This is a genomic window from Leisingera sp. ANG-S5, from assembly GCF_000813925.1.
GTDB lineage: Bacteria > Pseudomonadota > Alphaproteobacteria > Rhodobacterales > Rhodobacteraceae > Leisingera.
In genome coordinates this window covers 351,376-365,417 of sequence record NZ_JWLH01000001.1, presented here as the reverse complement: position 1 = coordinate 365,417, position 14,042 = coordinate 351,376, and the positions used below count along the sequence as shown (strand labels likewise).

Sequence of the window (14,042 nt, the reverse complement as noted above, 5' to 3'; positions counted from 1 at the left end):
AATGGTTACCGGGACGTTCACAGCCTCGTAAAGCCCGCGTTAAACACTCAGGTAAACTGTTCGGAAATCAGCCGCTCCTCCAGCCCATGGCCGGAGTCAAAAAGGATTTTATGGCGGATTTGCGTATCGGTCCGGATTTCCACCCAGTCGATATCCGCAACCGAAATCGAGTCGGCGTCGGCCATTACCGGACGCTTGTCCGCCTCCAGCACATCAAAGCGCACCATCGCATTGCTGGGCAAAAGCGCCCCGCGCCAGCGCCGCGGGCGGAAAGCGGCAATGGCGGTCAGCGCCAGAACATCGGAGCCGATCGGCAGGATCGGGCCATGGGCGGAGTAATTATAGGCGGTGGAGCCCGCCGGGGTGGAAACCAGCGCGCCGTCGCAGACCAGCTCCTCCATCCGCACCCTGCCGTCCACCGAGATCCGGAGCCGCGCCGCCTGCGGGCCAGCACGTAAGAGCGAGACCTCATTGATCGCCAGCGCCTTGTGCACCTCACCGCGCCGGTCCATTGCGGTCATCGACAGCGGGTTGATAATCTCCTGCACCGCTTCCTCAAGCCGCTCGATCAGCCCGTCCTCGCGGTACTCATTCATCAGGAAGCCGACGGTGCCGCGGTTCATGCCGTAGACCGGCGCCGGGTGATCGATCATGGTATGAAGGGTCCGCAGCATGAAGCCGTCGCCGCCGAGCGCCACGATCACCTGGGCCTGATCTGGCGGCACATGGCCGTAGCGGCGGCTCAGCTCCGCCAGCGCATCCTGTGCCACCTCAACGTCACTGGCCAGAAAGGCGATTCTCAAACTCATGAAATCTGTTTCCGGTATTAGGCATCTGGTTCCGAAACAATCACAGCTTTCCGCCGATGACCATAGTTGCCGTTCTGTCGCAGGGAAATGTCGCTTTACAGGCTTCCGGCGCAAGGATGTTTCCTATAGGAAATCGCTCAAATCTGATCCCTACTCCAACGGAGCCACCATGACTGAAGCGACCCGTGACACCGGCTTTTTCACCCAAGCGCTGTCTGAGCGCGATCCTGAACTGTTTGGCGCGATCACCGCTGAGCTGGGCCGCCAGCGCGACGAGATCGAGCTGATTGCGTCTGAGAACATCGTCTCCGCCGCGGTGATGGAAGCGCAAGGCTCGGTGCTGACCAACAAGTACGCCGAAGGCTACCCGGGGCGCCGCTACTATGGCGGCTGCCAGTATGTCGACGTCGCCGAGAACCTGGCGATCGACCGCGCCAAGGCGCTGTTCGGCTGCGAGTTCGCCAACGTGCAGCCGAACTCCGGCTCCCAGGCCAACCAGGGCGTGTTCCAGGCGCTGATCCAGCCCGGCGACACCATCCTCGGCATGGACCTGGCCTCCGGCGGCCACCTGACCCATGGCGCCGCGCCGAACCAGTCGGGCAAGTGGTTCAACGCAGTGCATTACGGTGTGCGCCAGAGCGACAACCTGATCGACTACGATCAGATCCAGGCGCTGGCCAACGAGCACCAGCCGAAACTGATCATCGCCGGCGGCTCCGCCATCCCGCGCCAGATCGACTTTGCGAAGTTCCGTGAAATCGCCGACAGCGTCGGCGCCTATTTCATGGTCGACATGGCCCATATCGCAGGCCTGATCGCGGCCGGTGAGCACCCCTCGCCGTTCCCGCACGCGCATGTCGCCACCACCACCACCCACAAGACCCTGCGCGGCCCCCGCGGCGGCATGATCGTGACCAACGACGAAGCCATCGCCAAGAAGGTGAACTCGGCGATCTTCCCGGGCATCCAGGGCGGCCCGCTGATGCATGTGATCGCAGGCAAGGCGGCGGCCTTCGGCGAGGCGCTGAAGCCGGAGTTCAAGGCCTACCAAAAGCAGGTCAAGGCGAACGCGGCAGCGCTGGCGGACCAGCTGATCCAGGGCGGCCTGGACATCGTCACCGGCGGCACCGACACCCACGTGATGCTGGTCGACCTGCGCCCCAAGGGCGTCACCGGCAACATCGCCGACAAGGCGCTGGGCCGTGCCCATATCACCACCAACAAGAACGGCATCCCGTTCGACCCGGAAAAGCCCACCGTGACCTCCGGCCTGCGCCTGGGCACTCCGGCCGGCACCACCCGCGGCTTCGGCGAGGCGGAGTTCCGCCAGATCGCCGACCTGATCATCGAGGTGATCGACGGGCTGGCGGCCAACGGTGAAGAGGGCAATGCAGACGTGGAAGCGGCAGTTCGCGCCAAGGTCGCCGACCTCTGCGCCAAGTTCCCGCTCTATCCGAACCTGTAAGCTCCGGCTTATCAGACAAAAAGAAACCGCCGCGGCCCCAAAGCCGCGGCGGTTTTCTTTTGGCTGCAAAGAAAACGCCCGCCTGGTCAGGCGGGCGTGGTTCCAATCATCAGGCCAACTCAGATGTCCTGCTTGGCGTCCATCAGCGCGTCTTCCAGCAGCTTTTCATTGCGGGCGTCCTCGATCTTGCGGATACGGTCTTCGCTGGAGCGGTGGTCGAAGCGGTATTTAACAACGTTGATGAGGCTCAGTGTCAGCAGGAGCACGGCCATGCCCCAGTAGCCCTTGGTCGCCAGCGGCACCTCGGTCGAGAGCCACAGGGAAATCCCCAGCATGCCATAGGCAATGGCAACGCCTGCGGTGTTCAGTAGAATGATCAGCTTGTTGTCAGTGTTGTCGGTATACATGTTGTTTCTCCAGTAAATTCAGTGAGCCCGGACGGGCGGGCTGCGTGGAATAAGAAAGGTCGGGTCAGTCCTTGGGTTTCAGACGGCTCAGCACATCCGCGGCGGTGCTGCGGCTGCGGGGGCCGAAGCCGGCGTCCGCCAGATCGTCGGCAATGGTGGTGTTGTTCAGCTCACCGTCGATCTCGCGCAGGATCTCGCCCTGCTCGAACGGGTCGTCGCGCTGCAGCACGTCGCGGATCAGTGCCTCGGCCTCCTCTGCCGGGCTGTCGCCACCTGTGTGGCGGTGCAGACGGCGCTGGAGGTCCTGCTCGCGCCGGGTGGCCCGGGCGGCAATCGCGCCCTGCTTGAGGTCGGTGATGCGGCGGCTGGCGGTTTCCACCGACTGACGCAGCTGCAGGATACGGGTGTCGAGCCGGTCCAGGGTCTGGCGGCGAACCACCAGCTCGTTTTCCATATCCGCCACCGCCTGGGCGGCGCTTTGCGCGAGATCCTCGCGCCCCGCCTCCAGCGCCTCGCCTGCCCGGGCCATCAGGTCGCGGACGCGCTCCTCCAGGGTCTCCACCTGGCGCTGCTCTGCCCGCTGGCGCTGGATCAGGCTGGCCAGCGTCAGCTTGGCCGCCTTCAGGTTGGTGTCCGCCTCGCGGATCTTCTGGGTGATCAGCTCGATCGAGTAGGTCTCGCGCAGCTGCTCTTCTGCCCGGGCATTGGCGCCGGTGATCAGGGTCTTCAGAGTATTGAACATTGCTTCCTCCGCAAACATGAACATCGTTCACGAAGAATCGTGTAACAAAATTTTGAACGTCGTTCAAGAAAAATCATGAACGACGTTCAAAAACTATCTGCCGCCGATTTGCTCCAGCACCTGGGCGATCATCTGCTCAATGCGTTCCGGCGGAACGCCGGAGATGCGCTGCTCCAGCCCCAGGAGCACGATGCCGTGGACGGCAGAGAACAGCGCCCGCACCATCAGAGCCGCCTCGCCTGCGTCCTTGTCCGGGAACAGTTCCCCCACCGGGCGGGCGATATTGGCAAAGAGGCTGTCCAGCGCGGTCAGGTACCACTCCGGCACCGCATCTCCCGCGGCCATCCGCAGGTCGAACATCGCCCGCCACAGGTTGGTGTTTTGCACCGCGAAATGCAGGTAAGCGTTGCTCATCAGGATCAGGCGGCGGGTCGGCGGTTCCGCCTCTGCGCCCGCGACCGAGGCCTCAACCGCAGCGCCGAGTTGCTGGAAGGTGCGCCCGTTCACCGCCATGATGATGGCGGTCAGATCGTCGAAAGCGTTGTAGATCGCCCCGACCGCACAGCCCGCATCATGCGCCAGGTCGCGGGCCCGCAGCGCCCCTGCCCCGTCGCGCGCGATGCGGATCTCCGCCGCTTCCACCAGTTTCTGCCGCAGCGCGGCCTTGCGCGCTTCCACCTTGCCTGCCATGGCACCCTGCCTTTTCTTGAACTGCGTTCAAAATACAGTCGGCAGACACGGGGTAAAGCGGGAAATCAGATCAGGCCGCGCCAGCGCAACACCACCACCAGCAGGATCAGCACGCAGAGGATGGAAAACGCCATGCTGCCAAGGACGCCGAGCCAGAAGCCCTTGCGGCGGTCGGCGAGGTCGATCTTGTGCAGATGCGCCTTCACCTCGCGGGCGGCGCCCTGCAGCGGCTTTTCGTCCACCGTCATCCGCAGCTTCGGGTGCTCCAGCAGCGGCAGCGCAGCGGCGAGCTTCATGCCCTGTTTGTAGATCCGGCGGGGGATGCGGCGGCGGACGAGCTTCAGCGCAGCGGCCAAGTCGCCCGATGCGTGCTCGCGCTCCTTCAGGAGGGTGCGGATGTCTTCGATATCCTGATCCAGGCTGGCGGCCATTCTGGCACTCTCCCCTTGCTGCGCTGCGGGACTACCCTAGCCTGCAGCTGCGGCTGCCTCAATGGGGGTGGCAAGCCTCCGCCTGCACGGCTATCAAGTGCTCATGCTGAACACGATCACTCATGGCTCCGCCACCTCGAACACCCCGCTCCTGATTGCCCACGGGCTTTATGGGTCTGCCCGCAACTGGGGCGTCATCGCCAAGCGCCTGTCGGATGAGAGGCAGGTGGTTGCGGTGGACATGCGCAACCACGGTGACAGCCCGCGCGCGGACAGCCACACCTATCCGGAGCTGGCGGAGGATCTGGCCGGGGTGATCGCGGCCCATGGCGGCCAGATGGATGTGATTGGCCATTCAATGGGCGGCAAGGCCGCGATGATGCTGGCGCTGAACCACCCCGAGGCGGTGCGCAAACTGGTGGTCGCCGACATCGCGCCGGTCGCCTATGGCCACACGCAGATCCAGTATATCCACGCCATGAAATCGCTGGATCTGGAGACCATCGAGCGCCGCCCCGAGGCTGCCGCAAAACTGGCCGAAGCCGGGGTGGAGCCTGCGCTGCAGAGTTTCTTCACCCAGTCGCTGGATCTGGCGAACAAGCGCTGGAAGCTGAACCTGGACGCGCTGGCCGATCAGATGCCGAACATCATGTCGTTTCCCCAGACGGACGCTGTTTGGGACGGCCCTGCGCTGTTTCTGTCCGGGTCGGAGTCGGATTACGTGCTGCCGGAACACCGCGAGGAGATCCGCGCGCGTTTCCCCAATGCCCGTTTCGCCAAGCTGCCCGGCGCGGGCCATTGGCTGCACGCCGAGAAGCCGCGGGAATTTGAAGCCGCCGCGCGGGTGTTCTTGAACGCCTGACGCGCCTCAGGCGCCGCGGGCGTAAAGCTGTTTCGCCACCAGCCAGGCCACTGGCAGTGCCAGCACCGCCCCCGCTGCAGCGGCGCCTATGATGGCCTGTGTTGTGACAAGCCCGGCCGCCAGAACCACAATCACCGCCGCCCCTGCCAGGCTGCTGCCGATCAGCGAATAGAGAATGGATGCAAGGCGCAACATGGGCTTTCTCCTATGCCTTTGACTGTTCTGCGGTCAGGCATAGGGATTCGCGAATATATACGCCTTGATCCTGATCAGTTTCCGAAACCCTCAATTCTAGCGAGTGTACATCTGCTTCTTAAAGGCCCGCGTCCGTTCTGTCGCTGCGGCGGAGCCGTCGTGGTAGGTGCCGAACCACTTGTCGAAGGGAATTTCCGAGGTGCCGTAGTTGCATTCGAAATAGCGGTGGTGCAGCTGGTGGAAGAAATCCCCAGCCTTGGCGGCCTCGGTTTCCTTGGCGATCACCCGCTCGAAGCCGGAATGGGACAGAACCGGGCTGATCTGCTGGAACATCGCATGGAAGGCCAGGTGCAGCGGGTGCGACGGCACGATCAGGTGAATGAAATAGGTGGTGAAATAGAGCAGGTTTTCATACCAGTGGTTTGAAATCCCCGACCACGGGCCGATGTTGACGTTGCGGTGGTGCACCGCGTGCACGTGTTTGTAGAGTTTTGGGTGGTGCTCCAGCCGGTGCACCCAGTAGAAATGCAGGCCGGACCACATCGGGATGAACAGCATCCAGACCACGCACCAGACCGGGGCTTCGGCGAAAGTCACCACCGGCACCCAGCCGTTGGCCATCAGCCAGTAGATGCCCCATTGATAGACGGTGGCCACGGTGATGGCGCTGCCGAGCGTCCACCAGATGTTGTCCAGAACCTGGTTCTTGAAGGTGAAGGTGCCGTTGCCGCGTGAGAGGTCGCGCTTGTCGAACTTCTTTTGCATGCCCTGGCCCTTGCGCATGTAGAGCCACCAGTGCAGGCCCCCGGCCACCGCGGCCTGCGGCAGCAGGTTGGCGAGCCAGACCTGCAGCATCCAGCCTGGACGGAATTCACCCATTTCTGCCAGCGGCGGCAGCATCCAGGCATAGACCGCCAGCGCCAGCAGGAAGCAGAGCGTCAGCGATGTGATCTCCATCCAGGCGCCGCGGTACCAGCTGAGGACCGCCGCCGGGCGCGGCGGCCAGCTGAACAGCGGGTTGAGCGGCACCGGCCCCTTGGGGTGGTAATGCCAGCGTTCGGCTTCCCGGTCGCGTTCCGGGGAGTGCAAAGTTCCGTCCATTGTGCCGCCTCCCTTGCTGGCGCTCAGCTTGCGTAGTTGGAGCCTTCGTCGTCGAGAATCGCCTTCAGCTCCACCAGATGGCGCTCGGCCTGATCCGGGTAATCCTCCAGCTCCTGCGCGGTTTTCTCGGCAATCTCGTCGCTCAGCACCCGCAGCTTCTGGCCGGTTTGCAGGGCGCGGATATAGGTCTCCGCGGCGCGTTCGAAATAGTAGAGCCGGTTGAAGGTGTCTGCGACGCTGTCGCCGATCACCAGCACCCCGTGGTTGCCCATGATCATCACCTTGACCTTCGGGTCGGTCAGCATCGAAGCGCAGCGGGCGCCCTCGTCCTCAAACGCCAGGCCGCCGAAATCGCCATCCACCACATAGCGGTTGTAGAAGGTGGCTGTGTTCTGGTCGATCGGCGGCAGGGTGCTGTCGGCGAGACAGGCCAGAACGGTGGCGTGGATCGAATGCACATGCATCACGCAGCGCGCATGCGGGCACAGGCGGTGGATAGAGCCGTGCAGGCCCCAGGCGGTCGGGTCCGGCGCGTCGGGGCGGTCCATGGTCTTGGGGTCATTGGCATCCAGCAGCAGCAGGTCCGAGGCTTTAATGCGCCGGAAATGCGCCTGGTTGGGGTTCATCAGGAACTGGGTGCCGTCGTCGTTCACTGCCAGGCTGAAGTGGTTTGCGACACCTTCGTGCATGTCCAGCCGCTCGGTCCAACGGAAGGCCGCGGCCATGTCGACGCGCTCCTGCCAATGGGTGAGGTTCGGGCTCAGTTCCGCTTGCTTGTTCATCTTGGGCCTCCAAATCCGCTTTTCTTAGTGGTGCCAGTCGAAATTCCTGCTGACAAACGATTGATTCAGCCGCTATGCATTAATTGAACTAATGCATAGGTCTTGCATTCATGCCGTCTCCCGGATCGCCTTCCTCCTCCCTGCCCCCGCTCACCTGGCTGCGCGCCTTTGAGGCCAGCGCCCGGCACCTGTCCTTCACCCGCGCCGCGGCGGAGCTGAACCTGACCCAATCGGCGATCAGCCAGCATGTGCGCAGCCTGGAGAACTTCCTGGGCCGGGAGCTGTTCATCCGCAAAACCCGGGCGCTGGAACTCAGTGAGGCCGGGGCGAATTACATGCCGATTGTGCGCGAGGCCTTTGACCTCATTGCTGCGGGCACCCAGGCCTTCACCGGCGGCGATCAGGGGCGGCATCTGGTCTTGCAGTGCAATATGGCGTTCTCGGTCTTCTGGCTGTCGCCGCGTCTGCCGCGGCTTTACGAGAGGTTCCCCTGGCTGGTGCTGAACATCGTGACCCCGATCTGGGATCCGGAACGGCACGCCAGTTCCGCCGGGACCGAAATCCGCTTTGGCCGCCCGAATGATATGTCCGCCGCCGCGATCCGGCTGACCCGGGACCGGTTCTTTCCGGTTTGCGCGCCGGGCTATCAGGACGGCAAGGTGGACTTCAGCACCGCCACGCTGCTGGATTGTGCCGGCGTAACAGGGTCCTGGGGGGCGTGGTTCAAGTCGCAGGATCTGCCGTTTGAGCGCAACCATGAGGTCAATCTGGCCTCCACCTACGTGATTGCCATGACCGCTGCGGTGAATGGGGCCGGGATCTCTATTTCCCATGACATTCTTGCGGGCGATCTGCTGGAGAGCGGCCAGCTGGTCCGGGCCAGCGATCACTCGGCGGAACTGCTGGAGAACTATTTTCTGATGCCGCCGCCCAGCCATGCCAGCACCCCGGCATCGCGGGCGTTTCTGGAGTGGCTGGTGGGGGAACTGCCGCCCGTTTAGGAAGCCGGCCCGGCTGATAGCCACTTTCAAGTTTTTCCAACAAGTCCTGAAGAATGTGCGCAATCCGCCCGCGACTTGCGCCATTCCCGCCATGCTGCTAAACGCGCGACACCGGTCGCAGCCTACCCGGTCACCAAAACAAGGGTTCAAAAATGAAAACTATCGTTATCTGCTCGGGCGGGCTGGATTCCGTTTCGCTTGCCCATATGGTCGCTGAAGAACATCAGCTGACCCGTCTTGTCTCCTTTGACTACGGCCAGCGCCACAAGAAGGAGCTCGACTATGCCGCCGCCGCAGCCAAACGGCTGGGTGTGCCGCATGACATCATCGACATGAGGGGTATCGGCGCCGCGCTTTCCGGCTCGGCGCTCACCGATGACATCGACGTGCCGGACGGCCACTACGAAGAAGAGACCATGAAGGTCACCGTGGTGCCGAACCGCAACGCGATCATGCTGACCATCGCCTATGGCATTGCCGCTGCAAACGGCGACGAGGCCGTGGCAACGGCGGTGCATGGCGGGGATCACTTCATCTATCCGGACTGCCGCCCGGCCTTTACCGAGGCGTTTGACGCCATGCAGCGCGCGGCGCTGGACGGCTATGCCGACGTGCGGCTTTACACCCCGTTTGTGCACCGCACCAAGGGCGACATCGTGACTGCGGGCGCCAAGCACAACACGCCCTTTGCCGAGACCTGGTCCTGCTACAAAGGCGGCGACAAGCATTGCGGGCGCTGCGGCACCTGCGTGGAACGGCGAGAGGCCTTCCATCTGGCCGGTGTCGAGGATCCGACGGACTATGCCGACCCGGAGTTCTGGAAAGCGGCAATTGCTGGCAAGGACGGCGCCTGATGTTCCGGATCACCAAGGAGTTCCATTTCTCCGCATCGCACCAGCTGACCCATCTGCCTTCCGATCACCAGTGTGCCCGGCTGCACGGCCATAACTATGTCGTGGTGGTGGAACTGGCGGCGAAGGAGCTGAACAGTGACGGCTTTGTGCGCGACTATCACGAGTTGAAGCCGCTGAAGGACTACATCGACGGGACGTTCGATCACCGGCACCTGAACGATGTGCTAGACGGGCATTCGACTGCGGAGAACATGGCCAGGCATTTCTACGACTGGTGCCACGCGCGCTGGCCGGAAGTATCTGCTGTGAAGGTTTCCGAAACCCCGAAAACCTGGGCAGAGTACCGGCCATGACGACTTTGCGCATCGCGGAAATCTTCGGCCCCACGATCCAGGGCGAAGGCGCCCTGATCGGGGAGCCCACGGTATTTGTGCGCGCTGGCGGCTGCGACTACCGCTGTTCCTGGTGCGACAGCATGCATGCAGTGGACAGCGCGTACCGGCATGACTGGGCGGTGATGGCGCCCGCAGAAGTCATGGCTGAAGTGCGCCGCCTGTCCGGCGGCAAGCCGCTGACAGTGTCGATTTCCGGCGGCAACCCGGCGATCCAGGATTTCGCGCCGGTGATTGCCTTTGGCAAGGCCGAGGGCTACCGGTTCGCCTGCGAGACCCAAGGATCGGTCAGCAAACCCTGGTTTGCAGACCTTGATACGCTGGTGCTCAGCCCCAAGCCGCCCTCCAGCGGCGAAACCGTGGACTGGAAAGCCTTTGACCAATGCCTGGAGGCGGCACAGGGCTGCGGTCAGGCGGTGATGAAGATCGTGATCTTCGACGACAAGGATTACGCCTGGGCCAAGGCCGCGGCTGAGCGCCATCCGGAATTGCCGCTGTACCTGCAGCCCGGCAACCCGGAGGTCGACCCGGAACAGCCCGTCGATCTGAACCAGGCCACCGAACGCCTTTTGTGGCTGATTGAAAAAGTGACCGGCGACGGCTGGTTCACCCCCCGCGTCCTCCCGCAGCTGCATGTGCTGGTCTGGGGCAACAAGCGCGGCGTCTGAACATAGGAACCCTGATATGTCTGATAGCATCTACAGTAATCTGAAACAGCTGGGCGGCGACACCATCGTGCCGCAAAGCCCAGAACAGGCGGAACTGGAGCGGGTGCAGAACCCGCAAGCAGACGTGGCCTACAACGTGCGCTTCACCGCGCCGGAGTTCACTTCGCTCTGCCCGATGACCGGCCAGCCGGACTTTGCCCATCTGGTGATCGACTATGTGCCGGGCGAGTGGCTGGTGGAGAGCAAGTCGCTGAAGCTGTTCCTCACCTCTTTCCGCAACCACGGCGCCTTTCATGAGGATTGCACGGTCTCCATCGCCCGCCGCCTGGCCGATTTCCTGGAGCCTAAGTGGCTGCGTATCGGCGGCTACTGGTACCCGCGCGGCGGCATCCCGATTGATGTTTTCTGGCAGACCGGCCCGATGCCCGAGGGCGTCTGGATTCCCGACCAGGGCGTGCCACCCTACCGCGGCCGCGGCTGACACAACCTTGAGACCTCATCGCACGGATCAGCCCGACAGAAGCACTGCCGGGCTTTTTCTTTGAAAACAATCCCTACTGCCGCTTGCCTACGGCATTTCGCAAAACATCACCCTCGCCCAGAAGTAAACAAATAACCGCAAAAGTGGTTAAGATTTTAATCAAATCGCACTCTGTAGCGGTGTCAGCGGGCAATCCGGGATATCCCGGAATGTACTATTTGTGACGGGGGAACTTCATGAACGCACTTGATTTGGGGAAAACGCTGTCGGTTTATTTGCAGGCGCTTTCGCAGGCCGGGCTGCAGGTTGAAATGTTCACGGATTTCGAGAAGGTTCCGGAAGCCGCCGCCACAACGGGACGCCAATTCCAGATGCCGGGCTTTGCCATCGAACGGGCTGACCACACCGAAAACTCTGCTTTCTGGCTGTTTCTGAAGGACGGCGACAGCTACATCGGCGGTGCGGCGTCGATGCTGCAGGATCTAGGCCGGGAGACATTGGCAGAGTATTTGCTGCGCACCTCGCGGCACCAGTTTCCCAACGATGCCGGCGGCGGCGTCGAAAGCGTGGCAGAGCCGCTGGCGCGCGAAGTGCGTGGGCGGCTGGCCTATGTGGGTGAGCTGACCTTTCTGCCCGGCCACCGCGGACGGCGGGCGGAACGGCTGGCGCCGTTCATGCGGATCTTTCTGATACTGGCAATCCAGAAATGGGATGTGGACTGGATTTACGCCTTCATCCCCGACCGCCACATGCAGGCGCGGCTGGACCTTGTCTATGGCTTCACCCGGGCGATCCCCCGGGCGCAAAAGTGGCGCGACCCGGAACCGGAGGTGCGCAGCAGCACCGAATGGTTCGTCGGCGCGCCCCGGCTGGAGATGGAGCATATGCTGCAGAGCGACCTAGCCGGTTTTGATGTCCTGTGAAAAGTTAACCACCAGCAGCTTGCCGTCAGGCAGGTAGACCGGCGCCAGCACCCGGCGGTACTGGCGGGTAAAGCGGCGCCCGTTCAGCAGTTTCACATCCAGCGAGGGATGGGTAATCACCGGCTCACCCCGGCTGATGGCTTCGCTGTGGGCCATCACCAGATCGGCGTTCACCTTGTCGCTGAAGCCATTGAGTGTGCTGCGCAGCTGGTTGCTGTCGGAAACTTCAAAGCAGATCGAGGCGAGGCTGGCTGGACCGGAGCGGATCGGCTGTATCCGGTTTTGTTCCGCATCCGGCGGGTCGAACATGTCGACCGCATGCTGCAACCGGTCAAACCCTTCCAGGCGGCCGCTGTTGGCGAACCACCAGTCCAGGAAATCCTGCAGCGACACATCGCAGCCGCTGTATTGGCGGGTTCTCGCGGCGGCCTGCAGCCGGGTATTGAGAATCTCAAACGCCTTCACGGCAGCCGCGTCAGCGCGGATATCCGGCAGCAGTTCCAGCCCCGAGGTCTCGGAAGAGAAGTAGTGGAACGACACCCCAAGCCCGCGCGCCAGCGCATCCAGCGTGCTCCAGCCGATCTCGCGCTCATGCTTCAGCGCGCTGTTGAAGGTGCCATAGGGGATGCCGCACTTCAGCGCCGCCTGCCGGTTGGACAGGTTCATATCCTCCAGTAGGGCCGAAATTTTCTCGTGGATGAGCGCCATATGTGCCGGATCTTTCACATTCCGCGAAACATCTTGCATAAAATCATCGTCACAGCAACGCAAAGTCAGCGCGAGCAGGCGATACGCCGCGAAATGGCTGGCAGTCCTCCGCGTTGCGCGGGGACGTGCCGAAGGTGCCCTCAGGACATCGCCGCAATCTAGTTGAGAGAGCTGGTGCGGACGGCGGGACTCGAACCCGCACGGCCATACGGCCAGGAGATTTTAAGTCTCCGGTGTCTACCATTCCACCACGTCCGCACACAGGCGCCGGATCGCGGCACCTTGGACGCAGGTCTAGCCTCCTGATTTCACGCGGACAATGTGTTTTCGGTCAGACCGGCAAAAATTTCGCGCAGAGCGGGCAGTGCTACAACTCCACATCTTCCGCCCCTAGCGGCGCCAGCGGCCCGCCGGGCTCTGCCAGATAGCGTTCCGGCAGCCAGGGATTGAGCTTCAGCGCTGCCGCCAGGGCTTCGCGCGCTTCCTCCAGCCGGGACAGACCATAAAGCGATAGCGCCCGCCCGCTCATGGCGGCGATATGGCGTGGCGACAGGTCCAAGGCCCGGTCCAGATCCGTCAGGGCCGCGGCGAAATCCCTGCGCAGGTAATGCACAAAGGCGCGCTGGTTGTAGCCCTCGGCATAGTCCGGGCAATAGGAAATCAGCTGGTCGAAGTCCGCAAGCGCGCCGAGGAAATCGAAGGCGGAGCGCTTGGTCATGCCGCGGTCGAGCATGGCCTGCGCCTGCGCATTTGGCGCATCAGCCCAATATTCCCACATCCGGTTGGCGATTTCCCGCGCCTGGGTTTCACTTTCTGCGTCCTGCACCTCTTCCATCAGCGCCTCCAGCGGGGTGCTGTGGTCAGGCGCATCAGGGCAGTCCGATGCCTGCGCCGGAAAAGCCGCGGCGGTGAGAGCCGCGGCAAGTGCAAACGGTGGGCGAAACAAGACAAGAAACATGCCCCATGCTCGCACAATTGCAGTTTCAATCAAGTCAACTGGCCGTGCGATCCTGCCCCGACCCTACAACGGCCCCAGCGCGCCGTCTTCCTTGACTGCCTGCATCGCCACATAGGTGGAGGTAGATGCCACATGCGGCAGCGAAGAGATCTTCTCTCCCAGCACCGCACGGTAATCCGTCATGGAGCGGGTGCGGACCTTCAGCAGGTAGTCGAAATGCGAAGCCATCATATGCGCCTGCTCGATCTCCGGCTGCCGAGCCACCGCGGCATTGAACTTGGCCAATGCCGCCTCGCGGGTGTCGTCCAGCTTGACCTCAACAAAGGCCACATGATCGAGCCCCAGCCGGATCGGGTCGACCAGGGCGCGGTAGCCGGTGATGATCCCCTCCGCCTCCAGCCGCTTGAGCCGGGTCTGGGTCGGGGTTTTCGACAGTCCGATCCGGCGCGCAAGATCGGCGATGGAGATGCGGCCATCCTCGCTCAGGACGTTCAGAATCGCCCGGTCGTAGCGGTCAAGATCAAAGGAGTTCATTTGGACTTTCCAGAGTTAACTTTTCACTCATTAGACCTG

At 62.8% G+C, this 14,042-nt stretch carries 19 protein-coding genes and 1 tRNA gene; 8 read left to right on the top strand and 12 right to left on the bottom strand.

Annotated features, from left to right (window positions below; genetic code table 11):
* Positions 1-47: 47 nt before the first annotated feature.
* Positions 48-809 (bottom strand): NAD kinase, encoded by a 762-nt coding sequence (locus tag RA25_RS01860; protein ID WP_039169697.1) that lies wholly within the window; start codon positions 807-809, stop codon positions 48-50.
* Positions 810-978: 169 nt separating this feature from the next.
* Here RA25_RS01860 and glyA point away from each other — a divergent pair, with 169 nt between their 5' ends.
* On the top strand, positions 979-2,274 hold the full coding sequence (gene glyA / locus RA25_RS01855; protein ID WP_039169693.1) for a serine hydroxymethyltransferase: 1,296 nt from the start codon (positions 979-981) through the stop codon (positions 2,272-2,274).
* A gap of 119 nt (positions 2,275-2,393) precedes the next feature.
* Here glyA and RA25_RS01850 read toward each other — a convergent pair whose 3' ends face one another.
* The 4 genes from RA25_RS01850 to RA25_RS01835 all read right to left on the bottom strand — a co-directional run bounded on the left by RA25_RS01850 (position 2,394) and on the right by RA25_RS01835 (position 4,544).
* Positions 2,394-2,681, bottom strand: coding sequence for a hypothetical protein (locus tag RA25_RS01850; RefSeq protein WP_039169688.1), 288 nt, complete (start codon positions 2,679-2,681; stop codon positions 2,394-2,396).
* Positions 2,682-2,745: 64 nt separating this feature from the next.
* Positions 2,746-3,423 carry a PspA/IM30 family protein gene (locus RA25_RS01845; protein ID WP_039170289.1) on the bottom strand — a complete coding sequence of 226 codons (678 nt, stop codon included), beginning with the start codon at positions 3,421-3,423 and terminating at the stop codon, positions 2,746-2,748.
* 93 nt (positions 3,424-3,516) lie between these two features.
* On the bottom strand, positions 3,517-4,113 hold the full coding sequence (locus RA25_RS01840; RefSeq protein ID WP_039169686.1) for a TetR/AcrR family transcriptional regulator: 597 nt from the start codon (positions 4,111-4,113) through the stop codon (positions 3,517-3,519).
* 65 nt (positions 4,114-4,178) lie between these two features.
* The gene (locus RA25_RS01835) at positions 4,179-4,544 is read right to left on the bottom strand and encodes a hypothetical protein (RefSeq protein WP_039169684.1); all 366 of its coding nucleotides are present in this window, start codon (positions 4,542-4,544) and stop codon (positions 4,179-4,181) included.
* Positions 4,545-4,605: 61 nt separating this feature from the next.
* On the opposite strand from RA25_RS01835, the gene RA25_RS01830 reads away from it, so the two are divergent.
* Complete coding sequence (locus tag RA25_RS01830; protein WP_039169681.1) at positions 4,606-5,406, top strand: alpha/beta fold hydrolase; 801 nt, start codon at positions 4,606-4,608, stop codon at positions 5,404-5,406.
* 6 nt (positions 5,407-5,412) lie between these two features.
* On the opposite strand, the gene RA25_RS01825 is transcribed toward RA25_RS01830, so the two are convergent.
* From RA25_RS01825 to RA25_RS01815, 3 genes are all read right to left on the bottom strand, one after another.
* Complete coding sequence (locus RA25_RS01825; protein WP_039148715.1) at positions 5,413-5,601, bottom strand: hypothetical protein; 189 nt, start codon at positions 5,599-5,601, stop codon at positions 5,413-5,415.
* A 96-nt stretch (positions 5,602-5,697) separates the two neighbouring features.
* Positions 5,698-6,702: a sterol desaturase family protein gene (locus RA25_RS01820; RefSeq protein ID WP_039169678.1), complete on the bottom strand. Its 1,005-nt coding sequence runs from the start codon at positions 6,700-6,702 to the stop codon at positions 5,698-5,700.
* A gap of 23 nt (positions 6,703-6,725) precedes the next feature.
* On the bottom strand, positions 6,726-7,484 hold the full coding sequence (locus RA25_RS01815; protein ID WP_039169676.1) for a class II aldolase and adducin N-terminal domain-containing protein: 759 nt from the start codon (positions 7,482-7,484) through the stop codon (positions 6,726-6,728).
* Between the two features lie 110 nt (positions 7,485-7,594).
* Here RA25_RS01815 and RA25_RS01810 point away from each other — a divergent pair, with 110 nt between their 5' ends.
* The 6 genes from RA25_RS01810 to RA25_RS01785 all read left to right on the top strand — a co-directional run bounded on the left by RA25_RS01810 (position 7,595) and on the right by RA25_RS01785 (position 11,803).
* The gene (locus RA25_RS01810) at positions 7,595-8,485 is read left to right on the top strand and encodes a LysR family transcriptional regulator (RefSeq protein WP_039169674.1); all 891 of its coding nucleotides are present in this window, start codon (positions 7,595-7,597) and stop codon (positions 8,483-8,485) included.
* Positions 8,486-8,637: 152 nt separating this feature from the next.
* Positions 8,638-9,339 carry a 7-cyano-7-deazaguanine synthase QueC gene (gene queC / locus RA25_RS01805; RefSeq protein WP_039148723.1) on the top strand — a complete coding sequence of 234 codons (702 nt, stop codon included), beginning with the start codon at positions 8,638-8,640 and terminating at the stop codon, positions 9,337-9,339.
* Entirely contained in the window at positions 9,339-9,692 is a 354-nt protein-coding gene (gene queD / locus RA25_RS01800) for a 6-carboxytetrahydropterin synthase QueD (protein WP_019295558.1), read from the top strand. Before queC ends, queD begins: the two co-directional genes overlap by 1 nt.
* Positions 9,689-10,399 carry a 7-carboxy-7-deazaguanine synthase QueE gene (gene queE / locus RA25_RS01795; RefSeq protein ID WP_039148724.1) on the top strand — a complete coding sequence of 237 codons (711 nt, stop codon included), beginning with the start codon at positions 9,689-9,691 and terminating at the stop codon, positions 10,397-10,399. The genes queD and queE overlap by 4 nt, the downstream gene beginning before the upstream one ends.
* Positions 10,400-10,415: 16 nt before the next feature.
* Positions 10,416-10,880: a preQ(1) synthase gene (gene queF, locus RA25_RS01790; protein WP_019295560.1), complete on the top strand. Its 465-nt coding sequence runs from the start codon at positions 10,416-10,418 to the stop codon at positions 10,878-10,880.
* Between the two features lie 236 nt (positions 10,881-11,116).
* Positions 11,117-11,803, top strand: a complete 687-nt coding sequence (locus RA25_RS01785) for a hypothetical protein (RefSeq protein WP_019295561.1) — start codon at positions 11,117-11,119, stop codon at positions 11,801-11,803.
* Here the strand turns inward: RA25_RS01785 and RA25_RS01780 are convergent.
* From RA25_RS01780 to RA25_RS01765, 4 genes are all read right to left on the bottom strand, one after another.
* Positions 11,780-12,529 carry a helix-turn-helix domain-containing protein gene (locus RA25_RS01780; protein ID WP_241477345.1) on the bottom strand — a complete coding sequence of 250 codons (750 nt, stop codon included), beginning with the start codon at positions 12,527-12,529 and terminating at the stop codon, positions 11,780-11,782. The two genes, RA25_RS01785 and RA25_RS01780, sit on opposite strands and share 24 nt — an antisense overlap.
* Before the next feature lie 154 nt (positions 12,530-12,683).
* Positions 12,684-12,769 (bottom strand) — tRNA-Leu (locus RA25_RS01775).
* A gap of 109 nt (positions 12,770-12,878) precedes the next feature.
* A complete protein-coding gene (locus tag RA25_RS01770; protein WP_019295563.1) occupies positions 12,879-13,469 on the bottom strand; it encodes a tetratricopeptide repeat protein in 591 nt (196 codons plus the stop codon).
* A gap of 63 nt (positions 13,470-13,532) precedes the next feature.
* On the bottom strand, positions 13,533-14,003 hold the full coding sequence (locus tag RA25_RS01765; protein ID WP_039169672.1) for an Lrp/AsnC family transcriptional regulator: 471 nt from the start codon (positions 14,001-14,003) through the stop codon (positions 13,533-13,535).
* Between the last annotated feature and the right edge of the window lie 39 nt (positions 14,004-14,042).

What these genes read in the sequence shown, in the direction of transcription:
- RA25_RS01860 (WP_039169697.1), bottom strand. Translation starts at nt 809, where the DNA reads ATGAGTTTGAGAATCGCCTTTCTGGCCAGTGACGTTGAGGTGGCACAG.
- glyA (WP_039169693.1), top strand. Translation starts at nt 979, where the DNA reads ATGACTGAAGCGACCCGTGACACCGGCTTTTTCACCCAAGCGCTGTCT.
- RA25_RS01850 (WP_039169688.1), bottom strand. Translation starts at nt 2,681, where the DNA reads ATGTATACCGACAACACTGACAACAAGCTGATCATTCTACTGAACACC.
- RA25_RS01845 (WP_039170289.1), bottom strand. Translation starts at nt 3,423, where the DNA reads ATGTTCAATACTCTGAAGACCCTGATCACCGGCGCCAATGCCCGGGCA.
- RA25_RS01840 (WP_039169686.1), bottom strand. Translation starts at nt 4,113, where the DNA reads ATGGCAGGCAAGGTGGAAGCGCGCAAGGCCGCGCTGCGGCAGAAACTG.
- RA25_RS01835 (WP_039169684.1), bottom strand. Translation starts at nt 4,544, where the DNA reads ATGGCCGCCAGCCTGGATCAGGATATCGAAGACATCCGCACCCTCCTG.
- RA25_RS01830 (WP_039169681.1), top strand. Translation starts at nt 4,606, where the DNA reads ATGGGGGTGGCAAGCCTCCGCCTGCACGGCTATCAAGTGCTCATGCTG.
- RA25_RS01825 (WP_039148715.1), bottom strand. Translation starts at nt 5,601, where the DNA reads ATGTTGCGCCTTGCATCCATTCTCTATTCGCTGATCGGCAGCAGCCTG.
- RA25_RS01820 (WP_039169678.1), bottom strand. Translation starts at nt 6,702, where the DNA reads ATGGACGGAACTTTGCACTCCCCGGAACGCGACCGGGAAGCCGAACGC.
- RA25_RS01815 (WP_039169676.1), bottom strand. Translation starts at nt 7,484, where the DNA reads ATGAACAAGCAAGCGGAACTGAGCCCGAACCTCACCCATTGGCAGGAG.
- RA25_RS01810 (WP_039169674.1), top strand. Translation starts at nt 7,595, where the DNA reads ATGCCGTCTCCCGGATCGCCTTCCTCCTCCCTGCCCCCGCTCACCTGG.
- queC (WP_039148723.1), top strand. Translation starts at nt 8,638, where the DNA reads ATGAAAACTATCGTTATCTGCTCGGGCGGGCTGGATTCCGTTTCGCTT.
- queD (WP_019295558.1), top strand. Translation starts at nt 9,339, where the DNA reads ATGTTCCGGATCACCAAGGAGTTCCATTTCTCCGCATCGCACCAGCTG.
- queE (WP_039148724.1), top strand. Translation starts at nt 9,689, where the DNA reads ATGACGACTTTGCGCATCGCGGAAATCTTCGGCCCCACGATCCAGGGC.
- queF (WP_019295560.1), top strand. Translation starts at nt 10,416, where the DNA reads ATGTCTGATAGCATCTACAGTAATCTGAAACAGCTGGGCGGCGACACC.
- RA25_RS01785 (WP_019295561.1), top strand. Translation starts at nt 11,117, where the DNA reads ATGAACGCACTTGATTTGGGGAAAACGCTGTCGGTTTATTTGCAGGCG.
- RA25_RS01770 (WP_019295563.1), bottom strand. Translation starts at nt 13,469, where the DNA reads ATGTTTCTTGTCTTGTTTCGCCCACCGTTTGCACTTGCCGCGGCTCTC.
- RA25_RS01765 (WP_039169672.1), bottom strand. Translation starts at nt 14,003, where the DNA reads ATGAACTCCTTTGATCTTGACCGCTACGACCGGGCGATTCTGAACGTC.